Consider the following 19,921-nt stretch of genomic DNA (forward strand, 5'->3'; position numbering starts at 1 on the left):
CGGCGTCTCCGTCGCAGAGTAACCTGACGTGGTCAGGTCATGGGGGCGTTCGGATCATCGCGGTGCCGAGGAGAGCGACCGCTCCCTCACCCGCTCCAGATGCCGCCCGAACACCTCCCGCGCCTCAGGCGTCAGCGTCCGCAGCGCCATCAGCGCGGTGATGACGACGTCGCACAGCTCCGCCTGCACGTCGTCCCAAGTGTGCGTCACGCCCTTGCGCGGGTTCTGGCCGGTCGCGCCGATGACCGCCTCGGAGACCTCGCCGACCTCCTCGGACAGTTTCAGGATGCGCAGCAGCACGCCCTCGCGGCCCTCGACCGGGCGGTGGGTGTCGAGCCACTCGGACAGGGTGTCGATGGTGGCCCACAGGTCGGGCACGGGCGGCGTGTGATCACTCATGGGCGGCAGCCTGCCACGGGGGTCTGACAGCGAGGCGCCCCCGACGGCTACTCCATGTACTCCTCTTCGAACAGCGGGTCCTGCTCGCCTTCCTTCGCCTTCCGCAGCCGCCGGTTGCGCGCCCCCACGATCAGCGTCGTCCCCGCCGCCGTCGCCGCGAAGGCCGCCGGGATCATCCAGCTCCGGTTCACGGCGTGCCCGAGCACGTGGTCCAGGGAGAGCCGCCCGGGGCCGGTGACGGCCAGGCCCGCGGCGGTGAGGCCCAGTGCCGCCGCGTACTCGTAGCCGCCGCCCTGGTTGAAGAAGCCGTTCGGCGTGTGCACCGCCGCCGCGCCCGCCATCGCTCCGGCCGCCGCGGCACCGGCCGCCGGTGTGGCCAGGCCCAGGGCCAGCAGGGTGCCGCCGCCGGTCTCCGCGAGGCCCGCCGCGGTCGCGCTCGCCTTGCCGGGGACGTAGCCGACGGACTCCATGAACTGGCCGGTGCCCTCGATGCCGCCTCCGCCGAACCAGCCGAACAGCTTCTGCGTGCCGTGCGCGGCCAGTACACCGCCCGTCCCCAGCCGGAGCAGCAGCAGGCCCAGATCACGTCGGTCGTAGCGCTTCACGTCGTCTCCCGGAGCAGACAGCAGGAACCTCAAGAACCCTCCCCGTCGCGTTTCCACCGTCGCACTCCTGACACCCCGCGGACCCGACCGGGACGCCGTTCGGGTGGCACGGGTGGCGTGGTCCGCCGGCCGGTACGAGGCTGACTGGCATGACGATTCAGACCACGCGTCTCAGCGATCCGGCCGTCCGCGCCTTCGTGGCCGCCGTGAACAACCACGACCGCGAGGCCTTCATGGCACTCCTCGCGCCGGGCGCGACCATGGCGGACGACGGCTCCGACCGCGACCTCGCCGACTGGGTCGACCGGGAGATCTTCTCCTCCCACGGTCACCTGGAGGTCGACAACGAGTCCAACGGCGGTCGCGCCCTCATCGCCCGCTACAGCAACGACACCTGGGGCGAGATGCGCACCCGGTGGAGCTTCACCGTGGACGACGACGGCAAAATCTCCCGCTTCGAGACCGGCCAGGCCTGAAAAACCCGACCTCGCCGGGGGCTTGTGCTGGAGTGCACTCCAACTCCTAGCCTCCCGGGCATGGAAACCACACGGCCGCTCGGACGCAGCGGCATCGAGGTGAGCGCCCTCGGCTTCGGCTGCTGGGCGATCGGCGGCGAATGGCAGCGGCCCGACGGGCAGCCGCTCGGCTGGGGCAAGGTCGACGACGAGGAGTCGGTACGGGCGGTGCGGCGCGCCCTCGACCTGGGTGTCACCTTCTTCGACACCGCCGACACCTACGGCGCCGGACACAGCGAACGCGTGCTCGGCCGGGCCCTCGGCAAGCGCCGGGCCGATGTCGTCGTCGCCACCAAGTGGGGCAACGTGTTCGACGAGGACACCCGGACCCTCACCGGCAGCGACGCCTCCCCGGCCCATCTGCGCCGCGCCCTGACCGCGTCCCTGGACCGGCTCGGCACCGACTACATCGATCTCTACCAGTTCCATATCTCCGACGCGGACACCGAACAGGCCGCCCTGCTCCGGGACGCGTGCGAGGAGCTGGTCCACGAGGGGCTGATACGGGCCTACGCGTGGAGCACCGACGACCCCGACCGCGCCGCCGTGTTCGCCGAGGGGCCGCACTGCGCCGCCGTCCAGCACACCCTCAACGTTCTCCAGGACGCGCCCGCGATGATCCGGCTGTGCGAGGAGGCGGACCTCGCGAGCATCAACCGCAGCCCGCTCGCCATGGGGCTGCTCGCCGGGAAGCGCCGGGACGGGCAGCCGCTGGAGGCCGGTGACATCCGCAGCAGGCCCCCGGCCTGGCTCCAGGGTTTCGGTGACGGATCCGGCGCCGACCCGGAGTGGCTCGCCCGCGTCGACGCCCTCAGGGACGTCCTCACCAGCGAGGGCCGCACGCTCGGCCAGGGCGCCCTGGCCTGGTTGTGGGCACGCAGCCCGCGCACGATTCCCATCCCGGGCTTCCGTTCGGTCGCCCAGGCGGAGGAGAACGCGGGAGCGCTGCAGAAGGGGGCACTGACCGGCGAGCAGCTGGCCGAGGTCGACCGGCTGCTCGGGCGGTGAGCATTGCGGGACCTTGGGCGAGTCTTTGAACGTTCCGTGCACGCCCAGGCGGTTCCGCTTCGTAACGTCGCGGGATGTGTGACTCCGCCCGGCTGTCCAGACGTTCCGTGCTCGCCCTGGCCGTGGCCGCCCCGGTGGCCGCCGCGGCACCGGCCCGGGCCTCCGGGCCCGTGCTCGGCGGTGACCGCCTCGGCAGCGACGCGGTGCAGGTGGGCAGCACCACCGGACTGCCCGGGAGGCTCACCGCCCGGTCCTGGCTGGTCGCCGATCACGACAGCGGCGATGTGCTGGCCGCCTACCGGGCGCACCGGCGGCTGCCACCCGCGTCCACGCTGAAGATGCTGTTCGCCGACACGGTGCTCGACCGGTTCCCGCCCGGCGACCGGCACACCGTCACCGCCGCCGACCTCGCCGGCATCCCCGCGGGCTCCAGTCTCGTCGGCATCCAGCCCGGGACGACGTACACCGTCGGCCAGCTCTGGCAGGGCGTCTTCCTGCGCTCGGGGAACGACGCCGTGCACGTCCTCGCGCACATGAACGGCGGTGTGGCGAAGACCGTCGCCGAGATGCGGGCCAAGGCGCGGGAACTCCAGGCCCTGGACACGCACGTGGTCAGCCCGGACGGTTACGACCACCCGGGGCAGCTGTCCTCGGCGTACGACCTGACGCTCTTCGCCCGGCACGGGCTGCGCGACCCCGGCTTCCGCGCCTACTGCCGTACGAGAACGGCCGACTTCCCGGCCGGGGGCGGGAAGACGTTCCAGATCCAGAACACCGACCGGCTGTTGAGCGGGGCATGGCGCCTGCGGGCGTATCCGGGGCTGATCGGTGTGAAGAACGGCTACACGACCCATGCCGGCAACACCTTCACCGGCGCCGCCACGCGTGCCGGGCGCACCCTGCTCGTCACCGTCATGCACCCCGCCGACAAAGCCGACGCCGTCTACGAGGAGGCCGCCGCCCTGCTCGACTGGGGTTTCGCGCACGGTGCGTCGGCACGGGCGGTGGGCACGCTGGTCGAGCCGGTGAGCGCGGGGCAGGGAGCGGAGCCGGCGCCCAGGCGCGGGATCGCCGTCGGCGGCACCGTCGTGCGCGGACCCTCGGCGGGGCGGCTGGTGGAGGGCGCCGGTACCGCGCTCGCGCTGCTGGCGGGCGGGGCGTGGGCGCTGCGCCGGCGCGGGACGCGCGGGTCCGCGAGGGGACGGCACCGCCAATGACGTCCACCGGCCGTACGGCATCCGGCGCTTGACGTGTGCGGCAGTCGTTCCACGCGCACCGGTGCGCACCCCGCGGTCCCACGCGGGGTCCACCCCCACCCGGTGCCGTGGAACGACTGCCGCCTCCCCCCCCCTGAAGGTGGCCGACGGAAGCTGTCTGCTCCAACTGTGAAGCTTTCGTGTAGGAGATTTGAGCATAAGCATCCGACCGGCCGCAATGGTGCGGACGTTCCTATTCCGTTTGTGCAAGTTGACGAGTTGACGAGTGCCCGCCCCCGGGTCAGCCGCGCCCGACGTACGGCATCGCCGTGGCCAGTACGGTCGCGAACTGCACATTCGCCTCCAGCGGCAGCTCCGCCATGTGCCGCACCGTGCGGGCCACGTCGGCGACGTCCATCACCGGTTCCGGGGCGACCGAGCCGTTCGCCTGCAGCGCTCCCGTCTGCATACGGGCCGTCATGTCCGTCGCCGCGTTGCCGATGTCGATCTGCCCGACGGCGATGCCGTACGGCCGCCCGTCCAGCGACAGCGACTTGGTCAGACCGGTCAGCGCGTGCTTGGTCGCGGTGTAGGCCACCGAGTGCGGACGCGGCGTGTGCGCGGAGATCGAACCGTTGTTGATGATCCGCCCGCCCTGCGGCTGCTGCTCCTTCATCCGCCGGTACGCCGCCTGCGCGCACAGGAACGCCCCGTTGAGGTTCGTGTCCACCACGTGCCGCCACGCGTCGTAGGACAGTTCCTCGACCGGTACGCCGCCCGGCCCGAAGGTGCCCGCGTTGTTGAACAGCAGGTCCACCCGCCCGAAGCGCTCGACGGTGGCGGTGAACAGGGCGGTCACGTCCTCGGGCCGTGAGACGTCCGTCCGTACGGCGAGCGCGGCGCCCTCGGGCACCAGGGCCGCCGTCTCCTCCAAGGTCTCGACGCGCCGCCCCGCCAGCGCCACCGACCAGCCGGCCCGGAGCAGTTCCACGGCCACCGCGCGGCCGATACCGGAGCCCGCCCCGGTCACCACCGCGATACCAGTTCGCTTCGCATCCATGGGCCCGCAGCGTACGGGAGGCCCCGCCGTGCGGAACTCATCCGTCCGTCACGCGAGTGCTGTGTACGTGTCAATCAGGTGTCGTCCCCGGCCACTCCAATGCCCCCTGCAGCCATTCGTCAGGGGAGGACCGGATGACACCCGCAGCACACCCGTCCCAGCACGCCCCCGAACTCCGCGCGGCCGCCCGGCACATCGCCCGCCGCCGCTTCCTCACCGCGACCGGCGCCGCCGCCGCGCTCGCCTTCGCGACCAACCTGCCCTCCGCCGGAGTCGCGGCCGCCGCCGAACTCGACGCCGCGCGGATCACCGAGAACCCGTTCACGCTGGGCGTCGCCTCCGGCGACCCCCTGCCGGGTTCGGTCATCCTGTGGACCCGCCTCGCGCCCGCCCCGTTCCAGGCCGACAGCGGACTGCCCGCCGAGCGCGTCACCGTCCACTGGGAGCTGGCCCACGACGAGCGGTTCCGCCGCATCGCCCGGCGCGGCACCGCCACCGCGCACCCCGAGTTCCACCACGCCGTCCACGTCGAGGTGACCCACCTCGACGCCGGCCGCGTCTACTACTACCGCTTCCGCGTGGGCCGCTGGGTCAGCCCGGCCGGCCGCACCCGCTCAGCCCCGGACCCCGGCAGCCGCGTCCGGGAACTCACCCTCGCCGCCGTCTCCTGCCAGGCCTACCACGACGGCTACTACACGCCGTACGCCCATCTCGCCGCCGACGACGTCGACCTCGTCTTCCACCTCGGCGACTACCTCTACGAGTACGCCGTCAACTCCGTCGGCGGCCAGCGCAACCACACCGACCGCACACTGCCCGACCTCTTCGACCGCGAGACGCTGACCCTGGAGGACTACCGACTGCGGTACGCCCTCTACAAGTCCGACCCCGACCTGAGCGCCGCACACGCCGCGCACCCCTTCGTCGTCACCTGGGACGACCACGAGACCGAGAACAACTACGCCGACGACATCCCCGAGAACAGCGTCCCGCCGGAGGAGTTCCTGCTGCGCCGCGCCTCCGCCTACCGCGCCTACTGGGAGAACCAGCCGCTGCGCCGGCCGCAGCGCCCGGCCGGACCGGACATGCGGCTCTACCGCCGCCTGCACTGGGGCCGGCTCGCCCAGTTCGACGTCCTGGACACCCGCCAGTACCGCTCCGACCAGGCCTACGGCGACCGGGCACACGTCCCCGGGCCCGAGTCCGACGACCCGGCACGCACCATGACCGGGGCGACGCAGGAGCGGTGGCTGCTCGACGGCTGGCGCTCCTCGCGCGCCTTGTGGAACGTCGTACCGCAGCAGGTCATGTTCGCCCGGCGGCACATGGACGCGACCACCCCCTCGCGGGTGTCGATGGACGCCTGGGACGGCTACAGCGCCTCACGCCGGCGCGTCCTCGACGGGGCGAAGGCCGCCGGCGTGGAGAACCTGATGGTGCTCAGCGGCGACGTGCACTCGGCGTACGCCTTCGACATCAAGGACGACTTCGACGACCAGTCCTCGGCCACCCTGGGCACCGAGATCGTGGCGACCTCCGTCTCCAGCGGCAGGGACGGCGCCGACAAGCCCGCCACCTGGGACACCTACATGTCCGCCAACCCGCACCTGAAGTTCTTCAACGGGCGGCGCGGCTACGTCACGGTCGCCCTGGGGCAGGAGTCGGCGCGGGCCGACTTCAAGACCGTGCCGTACGTGACCAGGCAGGGGGCGCCGGTCGCGACGGCCGCGTCCTTCGTGACGGAGGTGGGGGAGCAGGGGCTCAAGCCGGCGTGAGCTCGGCCGTGAGGTCCTCGTCCGGGGTCTCGCCCGGGTAGCGGACGCCGACGCGGTCCCGGATGGCGTCGAGCGTCCGCATCACGGCGAGCGTGCCGTCGAGCGGGACGAGCGGGGACTCCGTCTCACCGGCGCGCAGGGCGCGCATCACCTCGGCCGCCTCGTGACGGAGGCTGTTGCGGGGCCCGTCCGCCGGGTCGGCCGTGAACTCCTCGGGGTCGCGGCCGTCCCGGTGCAGCACGAAGCGGTCCGGGAAGAAGAAGCCGTGCGGGATGTCGATACGGCCCTGGGAGCCGGTGACCGAGGCGGAGGTCGCCGTGCCGCCCACGATGGAGCAGTGCACCGAGCCGAGAGCGCCGCTCTCCCAGGAGAGCACTGCCCCCGTCTGGAGATCGACGCCCTCCTCGGAGAGCACCGCCCTCGCCGCGACGTCCGACGGCTCCCCGAGCAGCAGCTGCGCGAACGACACCGGATACACGCCGAGATCGAGCAGCGCGCCCCCGCCCAGCTCCGGGTTCCGCAGCCGGTGCGAGGGCGGGAACGGACCGGCCAGCCCGAAGTCGGCCTGGACGCTGCGCACTTCACCGATCGCCCCGTCGTCGACCAGCGACTTCAGCCGCCGCACCAGCGGATTGCAGTACATCCACATCGCCTCCATCAGGAAGCGCCCGTGCTCCCGCGCCAGCGCGACGAGTTCCGCCGCCTCGCGCACGTTCAGCGTGAACGGCTTCTCGCACAGCACGTTCCGCCCGGCCGCCAGACACAGACCGGCGGCGGTCCGGTGCGCCGTGTGCGGGGTGGCGACGTAGACGACATCGATGTCCTCGTCCCGGGCCAGCGCGTCCCAGTCGCCGTACGCCCGGGGGATCCCGAACCGCTCCGCGAACGTCCGCGCGGACGCCTCCGACCGGGACGCCACCGCCACGACCTCCGCGTCCGGCAGGTCGATCAGGTCCGCCGTGAACGCGCCCGCGATCCCCCCGGTCGCCAGGATCCCCCACCGCACCGTGTCCGCCGTCATTCCCGCCCCGCCTCCACCTCGTGACCCCGAGCAGTCCGTACGAGCTGAGAGCATAGGTGGCGATCGACTCGAAAAGGGAGGGACTCATGCCCGAGGGTGGGGCGTCCATATCGAACACCGCGCAGGGGGCCGCAGCCGGGACGGAGCGGCCCGACCTCACACCGCACCGCCGCACCGGGCTCCTGGTCACCTTCCTCCTCGGCAGCCTGACCGCCGTACCTCCGCTGGCGATGGACATGTACCTCCCGTCGCTGCCGGAGGTCACCCGCTCCCTGCACGCCCCCGCCGCGACCGTCCAGCTCACCCTCACCGCCTGCCTGGCCGGCATGGCGCTCGGCCAGCTCGTCGTCGGTCCGATGAGCGACCGCTGGGGACGCCGCCGCCCACTGCTCGCCGGACTCGGCGTCTTCGTCGTGGCCACCGTCCTGTGCGCCCTCGCGCCCACCGTCGAACTCCTCGTCACCTTCCGGCTGGCGCAGGGCCTCGCGGGCGCCGCCGCGATCGTCATCGCCCGGGCCGTCGTCCGCGACCTCTACGACGGCATGGCCATGGCCCGCTTCTTCTCCACCCTCATGCTGATCTCCGGGGTCGCCCCGATCGTGGCGCCGCTCATCGGCGGGCAGGTGCTGCGCGTGACGGACTGGCGGGGCGTGTTCGTCGTCCTCACGGTCATCGGCATCCTGATCGGGGCCCTGGTCTGGACGAGGCTGCCCGAGACCCTGCCGCCCGCTCAGCGCCACAGCGGCGGCGTCGGCGAGGCCCTGCGCGCGATGCGCGGCCTGCTCGCCGACCGCTCCTTCGCCGGCTACACCCTCACCGGCGGCTTCGCCTTCGCCGCGCTGTTCGCCTACATCTCGGCGTCCCCGTTCGTCATCCAGGAGATCTACGGCGCATCCCCGCAGACGTTCAGCCTGCTGTTCGGCGTCAACTCCGTCGGGCTGGTCCTCGTCGGCCAGATCAACGGCAAGGTCCTCGTCGGCCGGGTCAGCCTGGACCGCGTCCTGGGGATCGGCCTGACCATCGTCATCACCGCCGCGACCGCGCTGCTGCTGATGTCCCTGGGCGTGTTCGGCGAGGTCGGTCTCGCGCCCGTCGCCGTCGCGCTGTTCGTCCTGATGTCCGCGATGGGCATCACCCTGCCCAACACCCAGGCCCTCGCCCTGATGCGCACCAAGCACGCCGCCGGCTCAGCGTCCGCCCTGCTCGGCACCTCGTCGTTCCTCATCGGCGCGGTCGCCTCCCCGCTCGTCGGCGTCGCCGGGGAGGACACGGCCGTCCCGATGGCCGTCGTCCAACTGGCCGCCGCCCTGGTGGCACTGGCCTGTTTCGTGGGAATGTGCCGACCCTGGAAGACGGACGCGAAGACGGACGGGCACACGGACGCGAAGACGGACGGAATCACGGACGGCAGGGGCGCGAGCGTGGAGGGAGCAGGGAGCTGAGCGCACCACGACTGCGCGACGGCACGCCGGAACGGGCCGGTCTCGACCCCGGGGAACTGCGCCACCTGGTCCGGGAGGTCCACGTCCTCACCACCGGGCAGCGCCCCTGGGCGCCGGGCGCGGTCCTCGTCGTCGGACGCGGCCCCGTGATCGCGGTCGAGGAGGCGGCGGGCTGGGCCGTACGCTACTCGGCCTACGACGAGGACACCGACACCGGCGTGGAACTGCCCGCCGAGGACCGGGTCCCGATGACCGTCGGCACCCCCTTCGACCTCGCGTCCCTGACCAAGTTGTTCACAGCCGTGGCCGCCGTGCAGCAGATCGAGCGCGGCACGCTCGGCATCGACGCGAAGGTCGGGGCATATCTGCCCGACTTCACGGCGGCCGCCCGGCACCACATCACCGTACGGCAGCTGCTCACCCACACCTCCGGGCTGCGGCCCGAACTCCCGCTGTACGACTGCGCCGACGACGCCGGGCGGCTGGCCGCGCTGCGGACGGAGGCGCCGGTCGGGGCACCGGGCACGTACCGCTACTCCGACCTGAACATGCTGCTCCTCCAGCACCTCCTGGAACGCATCACCGGCCGCACGCTCGACGTGCTCTTCCGCGACGGCATCACGCGGCCGCTGGGCATGACGGCGACGGAGTTCGGGCCGTGCCCCGGGGCGGCGGCGACGGAGGACCAGCGGCGGCCGTGGGCCAAGGCGGACCGGGGGATGCTGCGGGGCGACGTGCACGACGAGAACGCCTGGGCGCTGGGCGGCGTGGCGGGCCACGCGGGCCTGTTCTCCACCGGCCGCGACCTCGCGGTGTTCTGCCGCACCCTCCTCGCCGGCGGCTCCTACGGCCCCGCCCGCATCCTCGGCCCCGACTTCGTCGACCTCCTCTTCACGCCACCCGGCCTGGGCTTCTTGCTCGACCAGCCGTGGTTCATGGGCGATCTGGCGGGGCGCGGCGCGGCGGGCCACACGGGCTTCACGGGCACGTCCCTCGTCCTGGACCGGGCGACGGACACGTTCCTCATCCTCCTCACGAACGCGGTCCATCCCCGTCGCCGCCGCCCGGACAGCGCCCCGAGGGCGGCGGCGGGGTCGCGGGTGGCCCGGGCGGTTCGGGGGATGTGACCCGCTGCCGCCTGCGCGAGGCGCCGGCGGCATCGGCGTCACGACACGGTCAGGTAGATCTTGCGCACGGTTTCGATGGTCTTCCAGACACCGACGAAGCCAGGCTTCATGACAAAGCTGTCGCCTGCCTTGTAGACCACCGGCTCGCCACCTTCCGGCGTGATTTCGACGACGCCGGAAAGGATGTGGCAGAACTCGAAGATCTCGCCCTTGATCGAGCGCGTCTCGCCGGGCGTGGCTTCCCAGACACCCGTATTGATCGTTTCCCCACGGGCGGTGTCCTGTGCCCAGGTCTTGAACGTCGGGTCGCCGGAGATCAGGCGTTCCGGCAGCGGGCCGGACTCGCGGGGGGCGAACGAGGGATCGGTGTCGATGGTCTTCAGGAGCGACATGCTTTTCCTCTGCTGGTGTCGGGAACGACGCACATCGGGAGCGGACACCGTCGACTATCTCCGACGCCCCGCACGGAGCCCACGCGTGAGCTGTCCGTTGCGGGCGCGATGTTCGGACGTTGTGTCAAGCGAGGGGCTGGAAGGCGGCACCCACGGCTCCGGTCGGCCCGGGGAGTGCTGAAACTCGGGCGTCCTGGCGCAGGGCAACCTTTTGCGGGGGCTGTGACCACAAGGGAGTGGATCCGGCCAGTTCCGGTGCCGGAATCCGCCTTCGCTCGTGAACGGCTCGCAAGGAGAACGCCTCCCCATGAACAACCCCACGAACGGCGGACGCCGCGGGCGTCACCGCCGCCGCTGGACCGCCACCGGTCTGCTGCTCGGCGTGCCCGCCGTCCTCGTGCCGTATCTCCTGTACGCACAGGAGGACTCGCAGGCCGCGACGGTCGACGGCGATGCCTACTACCGGCTGGTTTCCGTGCGCAGCGGCAAGGTGATGGACGTCAACGCCTTCTCCACCGCCGACGGCACCCGTATCCAGCAGTGGACCGACCAGAGCACCGCCAACCAGCAGTGGAGGCTGAAACCCGCCGGGGACGGCTACTACGAGCTGGTGAACCGCAACAGCGGCAAAGTGCTGGGCATAGCGGGCAACTCGACCGCCCAGGGCGCCGCCGCCGAGCAGCAGACCGACAGCTCCTCCCCTTCCCAGGAATGGCGGATCAACGAGGTGAGCGGTTCCGGCGCCGTCACCTTCACCTCCCGCAGGAGCGGCCAGGTCCTGGATGTCTCCTCAGGCTCCACGGCCGAGGGGGCGGCAGTCGTCCAGTATCCCGACCGGGGCGGCACCAACCAGCAGTGGAAGCTGGTCAAGACGGCCGAGCCCCGCACGGCCGGGGCGGGCACTGCGCGGCCCACGGCCGCGGCCGGACCGTATGTGTGGAAGAACGCCCAGGTGGTGGGCGGCGGTTACGTCACCGGGCTGGTGTTCAACCCGCGGGAGAAGGGCCTGCTGTACGCGCGCACCGACATGGGCGGCGCCTACCGCTGGGACACCGGGGCCGAGCAGTGGATCCCGCTGACCGACTGGATCGGCGAGAAGGACTGGAACCTGCTGGGCATCGACTCGGTGGCCACCGACCCGGTCGACCCCAAGCGGCTCTACCTCATGGCGGGCACCTACACCAACGAGTGGGCGGGCAACGGCGCGATCCTGCGCTCCACGGACCGGGGCCGCACCTTCAAGCGCACCGATCTGCCGTTCAAGGTGGGCGGCAACGAGGACGGCCGCGGGGCGGGCGAACGGCTCGCGATCGACCCCGCGGACCCCGGCACCCTGCTGCTGGGCACCCGCAAGAACGGCCTGTGGCGCAGCACCGACCACGGCGTGACATGGAGGCAGGTCTCCTCGTTCCCCGTCAAGAACGGGGCGAGCAGCGGCGGGGGCGTCTCCTTCGTGACGTACGGCCCGGCCGGGAGCAAGACGATCTACGTCGGCGTCAACGACAAGTCCACCTCCCTCTACCGCTCCACCGACGGCGGCAGCACCTGGCAGGCCGTCTCCGGGCAGCCCACCGGCGAGATGCCGCAGCACGGCGTCCTCTCCGGTGACGGCTCGCTCTACCTGACGTACACCAACGCCCTCGGACCCAACGGCGTGACGGGGGGCTCGGTGTGGAAGTACACGCCGGCCCGCGGGACGTGGAAGAACATCTCCCCGTCCAGGGGCGACTACGGGTTCTCCGGTCTGGCCGTCGACCCCCGCAAGCCCTCCACGGTGATGGTCACCACCCTCGGCCGCTGGTGGCCCCAGGACGAGATCTACCGCAGCACCGACGGCGGCACGACCTGGAAGGCACTGGCCGACAAGTCGGTGCGCAACGCCTCCGCCGCTCCTTACGTCGGCACCCATACCGGGCACTGGATGACCGCCCTGGCCATCGACCCCTTCGACTCCGGGCACGTGCTGTACGGCACCGGCAACGGCATCCTGCGCAGCAAGGACGCGGGCGCCTCCGACAGCGGCGGTACCAGCCACTGGAGCATGGGCGCCCGAGGGCTGGAGGAGACCGCGCTGTTGGACGCGATCGCCCCGCCCGGCGGCGCCGCGGTCATCACCGCCATGGGCGACCAGGGCGGCTTCCGGCACGACGACCTGACCAAGGTGCCCTCCGGGCGGCTGAAGAACCCGATGATGACCAACAGCACCGACATCGACTTCGCCCAGTCCAAGCCCTCGATGATGGTCCGCGTCGGCCGGGGCGGCGCGCAGGACGGCGCCTACTCCACCGACGGCGGCCGCAGCTGGAACGGCTTCGAGGCAGAGCCGGTGGCCAGCGCCCAGGACGGCCGTGTCGCGCTCGCGGCGGACGGCTCCACCATCGTCTGGACGCAGGCCGGTCAGGCCCCGTACCGCTCGACCGACAAGGGGGCGAGCTGGTCGCGGGTCGGCGGCCTGGGCAACGACGCCGTGGTCGTCGCCGACCGCTCCTCGGCCAGGACCTTCTACTCCCTGTCCGGCGGCACGCTCTACGCCAGCACCGACGGCGGCGCGACCTTCACCGCCCGCGCCGGCAACCTGCCCGACGGCCGGCTCACGGCCGTCCCCGGCATCGCCGGGGACCTGTGGATCGCCGGCAGTGGCAAGGGACTGCTGCACTCCACCGACGGCGGCCGGACCTTCACCACGCTCAGGTCGGTGCAGTCCGCCTCCGCCCTCGGCTTCGGCAAGGCCAAGCCGGGCACCGGCTACCAGGCCCTGTACCTGATCGGCACCGTCAAGAACGTCACCGGAGTCTTCCGCTCCACCGACAAGGGCGCCACCTGGCTCCGCGTCAACGACGACGCCCACCAGTGGGGCGCCATCGGCGGCGTCGGTGTCATCACCGGCGACCCGGACAGCTACGGCCGCGTCTATGTCGGCACCAACGGACGCGGCCTGCAGTACGGCGACCCGTCCTGACGCCCGACCCGTCCTGACGCCCGACCCGTCCGGACGTCCGACCCGTCCGGACGGGTGAGTCACCGGGCGCGGGGCCCTCGTAGAATCGCCGGGTGAACGCCCCCGCACCCCCGGCCGAAACCCTCCGTGCCGCCCTCGCCGGTCTGCTCGACGGGCTGCCGCCCCGGCAGGCCTCGCAGGCGGTCGAGCGGCTCATCGCCAGCTACCGCGGGGCCACCCCGACCGACGCTCCCATCCTGCGCGACCGGGCCGACGTCGCCGCCTACGCCGCCTACCGGATGCCCGCGACCTTCGAGGCGGTGCGGTCGGCTCTGGAGGCGTTCGCCGAGGCCGCGCCCGGGTGGGTGCCCGGATCGCACACCGACGTCGGCGGCGGTACGGGTGCCGCGGCCTGGGCCGTGAGCGCGACCTGGGGCGGGGAGCGGCCCGTCACCGTGCTCGACTGGGCCGAGCCCGCGCTCGCCCTGGGCCGGGAGATCGCCGCGGCCGACCCGGCCCTGCGGGACGTACGGTGGCAGCGCTCTCGGATCGGAGCGGCGCTCACCCTGGAGAGCACTGATCTCGTCACCGTCTCCTACGTCCTCAACGAGCTGACCGCCCCCGACCGCACCGCCCTCGTCGACGCCGCCGCGTCCGCCGCACAGGCCGTCGTGATCGTCGAGCCCGGCACCCCCGACGGCTACGCCCGCGTCATCGAGGCCCGCGACCGGCTGGTCGAGGCCGGTTTCCACGTCGCCGCGCCCTGCCCGCACAGCGCCGCCTGCCCCATCGCCCCGGGCACGGACTGGTGCCACTTCTCCGCCCGGGTCAGCCGTTCCTCCCTGCACCGCCAGGTCAAGGGCGGCTCCCTCGCCTACGAGGACGAGAAGTTCGCTTACGTCGCCGCCGCCCGCTTCCCCGTCGCCCCGGCACCCTCCCGTGTCGTCCGGCGCCCGCAGATCCGCAAGGGCCAGGTCCTCCTCGACCTGTGCGAGACCGAACCGTCCCTGCGCCGTGCCACCGTCACCAAGCGCCACGGCGACCTCTACAAGGCGGCACGGGACGCGGACTGGGGCGACGCCTGGCCCCCGGCGCCCTGATCGGAGCCGGTCAGTCCTGACCGGCCCAGCGGGACAACGCCTCCTCCGCCCAGGCCCGGTCGGCGGGGGACAGGTTCGCGATGTCGACGCTGTGATTGCCGCCCGGCACCCACAGGATGCGTGAGTCGGCACCCGCAGGTCGGAAGTGCTCGGCGACAGAGGGGTCCTGGGCGCCGTTGACGAACAGCAGCCGGCTGCCGCGACGGCGCACCCAGCGGTCGATGTCGGGCATGGCCGTCGTGTCGAAGACCATGGGGATGTCCCGGGGGACGAAGTTGCGCGCCGCGATGCCGCCGGGGTGGCGCAGCAGGTCCGCCACGTGGGCGGTGGGGACATCGCCGTACCCCAGTTGCGTGCCGATCTGGTACCAGTACGGGACGTACCGCCGCGCCGCGGTGTCGGCGTACAGGGACAGCCCCGCCCATGCGTCCAGCCACGCGTACAGCTCGTCGGTCGTCGCCCCCGGGCCGGGGATCGAGGTCACGTCGGTCGGCGTTGCGCGCTGCCAGAACATGAACAGCAGACGCAGCACGGCGATCTCGAACGCCTGGTCGGCGCTGCCGATGATGCGGAAGGTGTCGCCCCGGGCGGTCGCCCAGGCCTCGTAGCGGGCGACCATCTCGGCCCGGCGCAGCAGCATCTGCCGCTGGGCGGCCTTGACGGCCTCACGGTCGGGAGCGGTGCCGACCGTCTCCAGGAAGCGGAGGTAGGCGGAGTCGTCGCGGTCGTCGACGTTGTTCGGGGCCGAGTAGACCACCGTGCCGTCCACGTCGTGGGGGTGGAAGCGGCGGTGGTAGACGCTCGCCATGCCGCCCTTGCTGCTGCCGGTGGAGAGCCACGCGCCGGGGTAGAGCCGGCGCAAGAGGCGGACGACGCGGTGGTGGTCGTCGGCGGCCTGGCGGATCGTGAGGTGGGCGTAGCCGGGCCCGGCGGGGAGCGAGGCGCCGAAGTAGCGGTGTTCCGCCTGGAGTTGGTTGGCGCCGAGCAGGATCGTCGGTTCGCTCCGCCAGGGCGTGAGGACCGCGTGGTAGCCCGTGGTGGTGAGCACCATGGGCCGGTCGGCGGCGGTGTGCAGCAGGGTGAGGCGCTGCTCGAAGGTGCCGGCCGCGGGGTTCGTGTGGTCGACCGGCTGGCGCAGGCCCAGGACGAAGTGCCGGTACCCGGGTTCGGCGTCCTGCCGCTCTTCGATCAGACGCAGTCCGGGCAGGGCCCGCAGGGCGTCCGCCACGTCGTGCTCCCCGGACCCGGCCCGGGGAGCGCCCGCCGCCCGTGCCGGTACGGCCGCCGTCGCGGCGAGGCCGGCAGCGGAGGCGGCGGATACCGCCGAGGCGAGCAGCCGTCGTCTCGTCCAGACGCGCATCGTGGTTCCTCCCGGGTGTCCGTCTGTCGGTCACTGTCGCGGTGTCGCGACCGCTTCAGTACATCCGCCGGACGTCCCGGGAGGATCCCGCGCGCGAGGGGACGGTCTCCCCCGGGCGGGGGAGGCTCACGACGACTCGTCGGTCGTACCGTCCTCCTGTCGTTCCTGCTGCTGCCGTTGCTCCTGGAGTTTGCGCAGCAGCTCGCGCTTGTGGGCCTGCGGATCGAGGCCGCCGCCGATCCGGCCGCCCCGGCCGCCGCCGCGCAGCGCCTCGCGGCCGAGCTTCCGCCGCGATCCGCCGACGCCCAGCAGGTTTCCGGCTCCGCCTCGGGTCATGTGGGGCTCCTTCTCCGGTTCGTGCTCGCAACGAGACGGTTCGTCTCGTTCATGTCGCTCCACTGTCCGCGAGACGCTCCGTCTTGTCAACCTGGTAAATTCGACCCATGTCCGCACCGAAGTCCGCCCGGTCCGCCCCCGGCAAGTCCGCCCCCGACGCCTCCCGGCGCAGCGAGAAGTCCCGTCGCGCCATCTACGACGCCGCCCTCGCGCTCGTCGTGGAGGTCGGCTATCCGAAGACCACCATCGAGGGCATCGCCGCCCGCGCCGGCGTGGGGAAGCAGACGATCTACCGCTGGTGGTCGTCGAAGGCGGACGTGCTGATGGAGGCGTTCCTCGATCTGGGCGAGCAGTCCCTGCGGGAGGCGGGACCGGTGCCGTACGCCTTCCCCGACACCGGCGACCTCGCCGCCGACGTCAAGGGCGTCCTGCGCGCCACCGTCGACCAGTTGCGCGACCCGAGGTTCGAGGCGCCGTCCCGCGCGCTGGCCGCCGAGGGGGTGGTGAACGAGCAGCTCGGCCGCGAGTTCGTGGCCAAGCTCATGCAGCCCTCACTCGACCTCTACATCGGCCGGCTGCGCGCCGCGCAGGAGGCAGGGCAGGTCCGGGCCGACATCGACCCGCGCATCGCCCTGGAGTTCTTCATCTCCCCGCTCGCCCAGCGCTGGCTCCAGCACACGGGCCCGATCTCCTACGAGTACACCGACACCCTCGTCGACTACGCCCTTCACGGCCTCGCACCGCGCTGAGTGCCCTGCCGAGTGCCGCGCCGGGCGGCCCGCGCGAGGCGCCCCGGCGCGTCCGTGATCACCCCGTCGCAGCCCAGCGCCAGCACCCGGTCCCGCTGCGCGTCCGTCACCACCGTGTGCGCCCACACCCGCCGGATCCCCGACTTCACCGCCCGCACGAGATCCGCGTCACGCGCACGGTGGTCCACGTCCAGCAGGTCCACGTACGACCGCCAGCGCTCCGGGCGGTCCGTGCGCAGTTGCCGCGCCGAGCGCCACAACTGCGTGAGCAGGCCGAGGCGGTGGACGCGGCGGGCCACCTCCGGGTCGTTGGAGTTCACGAACACCGAGCGGGTCAGGCCGCGGGCCCGGATCATCCCGGCCAGCCGGCCGAGACTCCGCGGATCCTTCGCCTCCAGCATCAGCACGATCCGCCCGCCGAAACGATCCAGTACCTCCTCGACCGTCGGCGGCCGTTCCGAGCGCCAGCTGCCGGGCAGCGCGTCCTTCGGGCGCAGCCGGACGCCCTGCCACTCCCGGGCGTCGAGGCCGCGCACCTCGCCGCCCAGGTAGGTGGTGCGGTTCAGGGTCTCGTCGTGGAACACCACGGGCGTCCCGTCGCGCAGCAGCCGCGTGTCGAAGTCCAGCACCTGCGACGTACCGCGCTCATAGGCGGCCACCAGCCCCGTCATGCTGTTCTCGGGGACCTCGCGGGCGCCGCCGCGGTGGGCCACGTACGTGACCCGGGGGAGCGCCGCCACCGTCAGGGGGCCGGTGCCCCACTCCAGCGGGCGGGTGCGTCCCTCCAGCGGGCGCAGGCCCGACGGCAGGGCCGGGGCGGCGCCGACCGGTCCCGTGAGGGTCAGCGAGACCACGGAAACCGCGGAGGCGAGGCCCGTCAGCGCGATCCTTGTGACCATGGCGACCACGGTAGGACGCCATGTCACGGCAAAGCGGGCAATGACACCCGATCACGGTGCGGAGTACCTCTCGCCCCACCGGCATATGCCTCGCCCCACCGGTACATGTCTCGGCCCTCCTGCCCCGGATGTGGGCACTGGCCCCCCGGCGCGCGGGAAGATGGGACCATGAGGCATGCTGTTCCGCACGACAGCGAGGCGAGGGGATAGATGAGCGCGGAGTACGGCGGCAGGACCGGCCTACAGGGCAAACTCACCCAGTGGCTGCGCGCCGGGCGCCGGCCGAAGGAGACCGCCGGTGACGGCGGCCGTGAGGCCCTGCTGCTCGCCGCCGCCGGAGCCGGACTGCCGCTCGCGCCCGCCGCCCACCCGGCCGGCTACCGCTGCTCCTGCGACCGCGTCGGCTGTCCCACCCCGGCCCGGCACCCGGTGTCCTTCGCCTGGCAGACGCAGTCGACCACCGACCGCGCCCAGATCGAACGCTGGGCCCGCCATCAGCCGCAGGCCAACTTCATCACCGCGACCGGCATGGTGCACGACGTCCTCGACGTGCCCCTGGATGCCGGTCGCAGTGCGTTGGAGCGGCTGCTCGGCGACGGTGTCGAGGTCGGGCCCGTCGCCGAGAGCGACGACGGCCGCATGCTGTTCTTCACCCTCACCCGCGGGACGCCCGAGGAGGAGGACGAGTGGTGGCCGTGCGAACTGGACTGCCACCCCGAGACGATGGACGAGCACCCCGGGCTGCGGTGGCACTGCCGTGGCTCCTACGTCCTCGTACCGCCGGCGCGGCTGCCCGGTGAGGACCAGACGGTGCACTGGGTGCGCGGGCCCGAGCATCCATTGCCGGATCCGCTGAGCCTGCTGGAGACCCTGACCGAGGCCTGCGCCCGGTACGCCGGCGAGGAAGCCGACCACGCCGGGCAGGCCTGGCCGCTGCGGCACTGAGCCGGTCCTGCCCTGTCCTTTCCGACCCTGCCCCGCCCTGCTCCTACGAGCCTTCGGCCGACGTCATGCCCTGGATCCGGCCGAGGATCGTCACCTGCTCGCTGCCGCTGCCCTTCGGCGGGTCCAGCGCCACCTCGTTGGAGACGAACTCCATCAGGAGGGACTGCTTGACCTCACCCTTCGTCAGCGCGAGGACGTCCTTGCCGGGGATGGGGAACGACGTGCCCGCGTAGGCCGTCTGCTTCTCGTAGTGCCGGGTGGTGAAGAACACCAGTGCGCCGCCGTCCGCCGTGCGCAGGGCGAGGGGCTGGTAGTCGCCGTTCGTCAGCGGTTCGTCGATGTACTGGGTGACCAGGCCCGGCTTCTTGGCGTTCTTCTCGCGCAGGGCGCGCCACTGGCTGGTGTGGGAGCCGTCGGCGAAGGTCTCGCCGCCGTTCTTGAGGTAGGTCGTGTAGTCCTGGCTCAGGTCGCCGGGGGCGACGGACAGGCCGGTCGAGTTCACGGGGACCGACTCGGCCCAGCCGTCCGCGTCCTTCTTGAACCGCGGGACCTTGCCCGGTGCGACGAGGGTGAGATACGCGACCTGGAAGGGGTCGTCCAGGCTGCTGCGGGTGAACACGAGCAGCCAGCGGGCGGTGCCACCCTTGTTGCCGGCCGCGTCGACGAGGAACCAGCGGGGCCAGCCGGCCTTCTTGGGGATCGTGTACTTCGCGTCCGTCAGCTTCAGGGGCGTGTGGTTCGGGTTGCCGTCCGGGCTGTTCGTCCGGCCGGCCTTCAGGCGTGCCGAGTCGATGTCGGCCAGGGCGCCGGTGGTGTGGTCGGCGTCCAGGGAGGCGTCGTAGGCCTTGTCGGCCTCGTTGTACGCGGTCGTGAACTCCTGGAGGGCCTTGGCGGCTTCGGCTCGGGTCGTGGACGGGAGGATCTCCCGTTCGCCGTGCACCACGACGCATCCGCTCGCCGTCAACGACAAAGCGGTCACCGAGGCTGCTATGAGGGCGCTCCGGGCGGACCTGCGGAGCGTTCGAGGGTCGCGATCCCTGCTCATCGGGTTCCT

At 72.3% G+C, this 19,921-nt stretch carries 19 protein-coding genes; 10 read left to right on the forward strand and 9 right to left on the reverse strand.

Features of this window, described 5'->3' with window-relative positions; translation table 11 throughout:
• Positions 1-54: 54 nt before the first annotated feature.
• Positions 55-399: a MazG-like family protein gene (locus SCNRRL3882_RS29035; protein ID WP_010036885.1), complete on the reverse strand. Its 345-nt coding sequence runs from the start codon at positions 397-399 to the stop codon at positions 55-57.
• Between the two features lie 47 nt (positions 400-446).
• A complete protein-coding gene (locus SCNRRL3882_RS29040) occupies positions 447-1,004 on the reverse strand; it encodes a DoxX family membrane protein (protein WP_010036887.1) in 558 nt (185 codons plus the stop codon).
• Between the two features lie 149 nt (positions 1,005-1,153).
• Between SCNRRL3882_RS29040 and SCNRRL3882_RS29045 the strand changes: the two genes are divergently transcribed.
• The 3 genes from SCNRRL3882_RS29045 (at position 1,154) to SCNRRL3882_RS29055 (ending at position 3,744) form a co-directional block, all read left to right on the forward strand.
• Positions 1,154-1,480, forward strand: coding sequence for a hypothetical protein (locus SCNRRL3882_RS29045; RefSeq protein ID WP_010036891.1), 327 nt, complete (start codon positions 1,154-1,156; stop codon positions 1,478-1,480).
• 60 nt (positions 1,481-1,540) lie between these two features.
• Positions 1,541-2,527, forward strand: a complete 987-nt coding sequence (locus SCNRRL3882_RS29050) for an aldo/keto reductase (protein ID WP_010036893.1) — start codon at positions 1,541-1,543, stop codon at positions 2,525-2,527.
• A 74-nt stretch (positions 2,528-2,601) separates the two neighbouring features.
• On the forward strand, positions 2,602-3,744 hold the full coding sequence (locus tag SCNRRL3882_RS29055; RefSeq protein ID WP_010036895.1) for a D-alanyl-D-alanine carboxypeptidase family protein: 1,143 nt from the start codon (positions 2,602-2,604) through the stop codon (positions 3,742-3,744).
• 280 nt (positions 3,745-4,024) lie between these two features.
• On the opposite strand, the gene SCNRRL3882_RS29060 is transcribed toward SCNRRL3882_RS29055, so the two are convergent.
• The gene (locus SCNRRL3882_RS29060; RefSeq protein WP_029180966.1) at positions 4,025-4,783 is read right to left on the reverse strand and encodes an SDR family oxidoreductase; all 759 of its coding nucleotides are present in this window, start codon (positions 4,781-4,783) and stop codon (positions 4,025-4,027) included.
• A gap of 134 nt (positions 4,784-4,917) precedes the next feature.
• Between SCNRRL3882_RS29060 and SCNRRL3882_RS29065 the strand changes: the two genes are divergently transcribed.
• Positions 4,918-6,558 carry an alkaline phosphatase D family protein gene (locus SCNRRL3882_RS29065; RefSeq protein ID WP_010036902.1) on the forward strand — a complete coding sequence of 547 codons (1,641 nt, stop codon included), beginning with the start codon at positions 4,918-4,920 and terminating at the stop codon, positions 6,556-6,558.
• On the opposite strand, the gene SCNRRL3882_RS29070 is transcribed toward SCNRRL3882_RS29065, so the two are convergent.
• Positions 6,545-7,579: a Gfo/Idh/MocA family protein gene (locus SCNRRL3882_RS29070; protein WP_010036904.1), complete on the reverse strand. Its 1,035-nt coding sequence runs from the start codon at positions 7,577-7,579 to the stop codon at positions 6,545-6,547. The two genes, SCNRRL3882_RS29065 and SCNRRL3882_RS29070, sit on opposite strands and share 14 nt — an antisense overlap.
• Before the next feature lie 86 nt (positions 7,580-7,665).
• Here SCNRRL3882_RS29070 and SCNRRL3882_RS29075 point away from each other — a divergent pair, with 86 nt between their 5' ends.
• A complete protein-coding gene (locus SCNRRL3882_RS29075) occupies positions 7,666-9,021 on the forward strand; it encodes a multidrug effflux MFS transporter (protein WP_010036906.1) in 1,356 nt (451 codons plus the stop codon).
• An 11-nt stretch (positions 9,022-9,032) separates the two neighbouring features.
• On the forward strand, positions 9,033-10,148 hold the full coding sequence (locus tag SCNRRL3882_RS29080; RefSeq protein WP_050810203.1) for a serine hydrolase domain-containing protein: 1,116 nt from the start codon (positions 9,033-9,035) through the stop codon (positions 10,146-10,148).
• 38 nt (positions 10,149-10,186) lie between these two features.
• Here SCNRRL3882_RS29080 and SCNRRL3882_RS29085 read toward each other — a convergent pair whose 3' ends face one another.
• Positions 10,187-10,540, reverse strand: a complete 354-nt coding sequence (locus SCNRRL3882_RS29085) for a cupin domain-containing protein (RefSeq protein ID WP_010036910.1) — start codon at positions 10,538-10,540, stop codon at positions 10,187-10,189.
• Positions 10,541-10,847: 307 nt separating this feature from the next.
• Here SCNRRL3882_RS29085 and SCNRRL3882_RS29090 point away from each other — a divergent pair, with 307 nt between their 5' ends.
• Positions 10,848-13,499 (forward strand): RICIN domain-containing protein, encoded by a 2,652-nt coding sequence (locus SCNRRL3882_RS29090; RefSeq protein ID WP_010036912.1) that lies wholly within the window; start codon positions 10,848-10,850, stop codon positions 13,497-13,499.
• Between the two features lie 92 nt (positions 13,500-13,591).
• On the forward strand, positions 13,592-14,578 hold the full coding sequence (locus SCNRRL3882_RS29095; RefSeq protein WP_010036915.1) for a small ribosomal subunit Rsm22 family protein: 987 nt from the start codon (positions 13,592-13,594) through the stop codon (positions 14,576-14,578).
• Between the two features lie 10 nt (positions 14,579-14,588).
• Here the strand turns inward: SCNRRL3882_RS29095 and SCNRRL3882_RS29100 are convergent, their stop codons facing one another.
• Positions 14,589-15,938, reverse strand: a complete 1,350-nt coding sequence (locus SCNRRL3882_RS29100; RefSeq protein WP_010036917.1) for a S28 family serine protease — start codon at positions 15,936-15,938, stop codon at positions 14,589-14,591.
• Positions 15,939-16,064: 126 nt separating this feature from the next.
• Complete coding sequence (locus SCNRRL3882_RS29105; RefSeq protein WP_010036919.1) at positions 16,065-16,274, reverse strand: DUF6243 family protein; 210 nt, start codon at positions 16,272-16,274, stop codon at positions 16,065-16,067.
• Positions 16,275-16,381: 107 nt separating this feature from the next.
• On the opposite strand from SCNRRL3882_RS29105, the gene SCNRRL3882_RS29110 reads away from it, so the two are divergent.
• Positions 16,382-17,023: a TetR/AcrR family transcriptional regulator gene (locus SCNRRL3882_RS29110; protein ID WP_010036921.1), complete on the forward strand. Its 642-nt coding sequence runs from the start codon at positions 16,382-16,384 to the stop codon at positions 17,021-17,023.
• Here the strand turns inward: SCNRRL3882_RS29110 and SCNRRL3882_RS29115 are convergent.
• A complete protein-coding gene (locus tag SCNRRL3882_RS29115; protein ID WP_040902849.1) occupies positions 17,002-17,922 on the reverse strand; it encodes a glycerophosphodiester phosphodiesterase in 921 nt (306 codons plus the stop codon). The genes SCNRRL3882_RS29110 and SCNRRL3882_RS29115 overlap by 22 nt on opposite strands.
• 210 nt (positions 17,923-18,132) lie before the next feature.
• Here SCNRRL3882_RS29115 and SCNRRL3882_RS29120 point away from each other — a divergent pair, with 210 nt between their 5' ends.
• Positions 18,133-18,867: a bifunctional DNA primase/polymerase gene (locus SCNRRL3882_RS29120; RefSeq protein WP_010036926.1), complete on the forward strand. Its 735-nt coding sequence runs from the start codon at positions 18,133-18,135 to the stop codon at positions 18,865-18,867.
• Between the two features lie 43 nt (positions 18,868-18,910).
• On the opposite strand, the gene SCNRRL3882_RS29125 is transcribed toward SCNRRL3882_RS29120, so the two are convergent.
• A complete protein-coding gene (locus SCNRRL3882_RS29125; protein WP_078602778.1) occupies positions 18,911-19,912 on the reverse strand; it encodes a hypothetical protein in 1,002 nt (333 codons plus the stop codon).
• Positions 19,913-19,921 lie beyond the last annotated feature (9 nt).

The sequence above is a fragment of the Streptomyces chartreusis NRRL 3882 genome, from assembly GCF_900236475.1.
GTDB classification, from domain to species: domain Bacteria; phylum Actinomycetota; class Actinomycetes; order Streptomycetales; family Streptomycetaceae; genus Streptomyces; species Streptomyces chartreusis_D.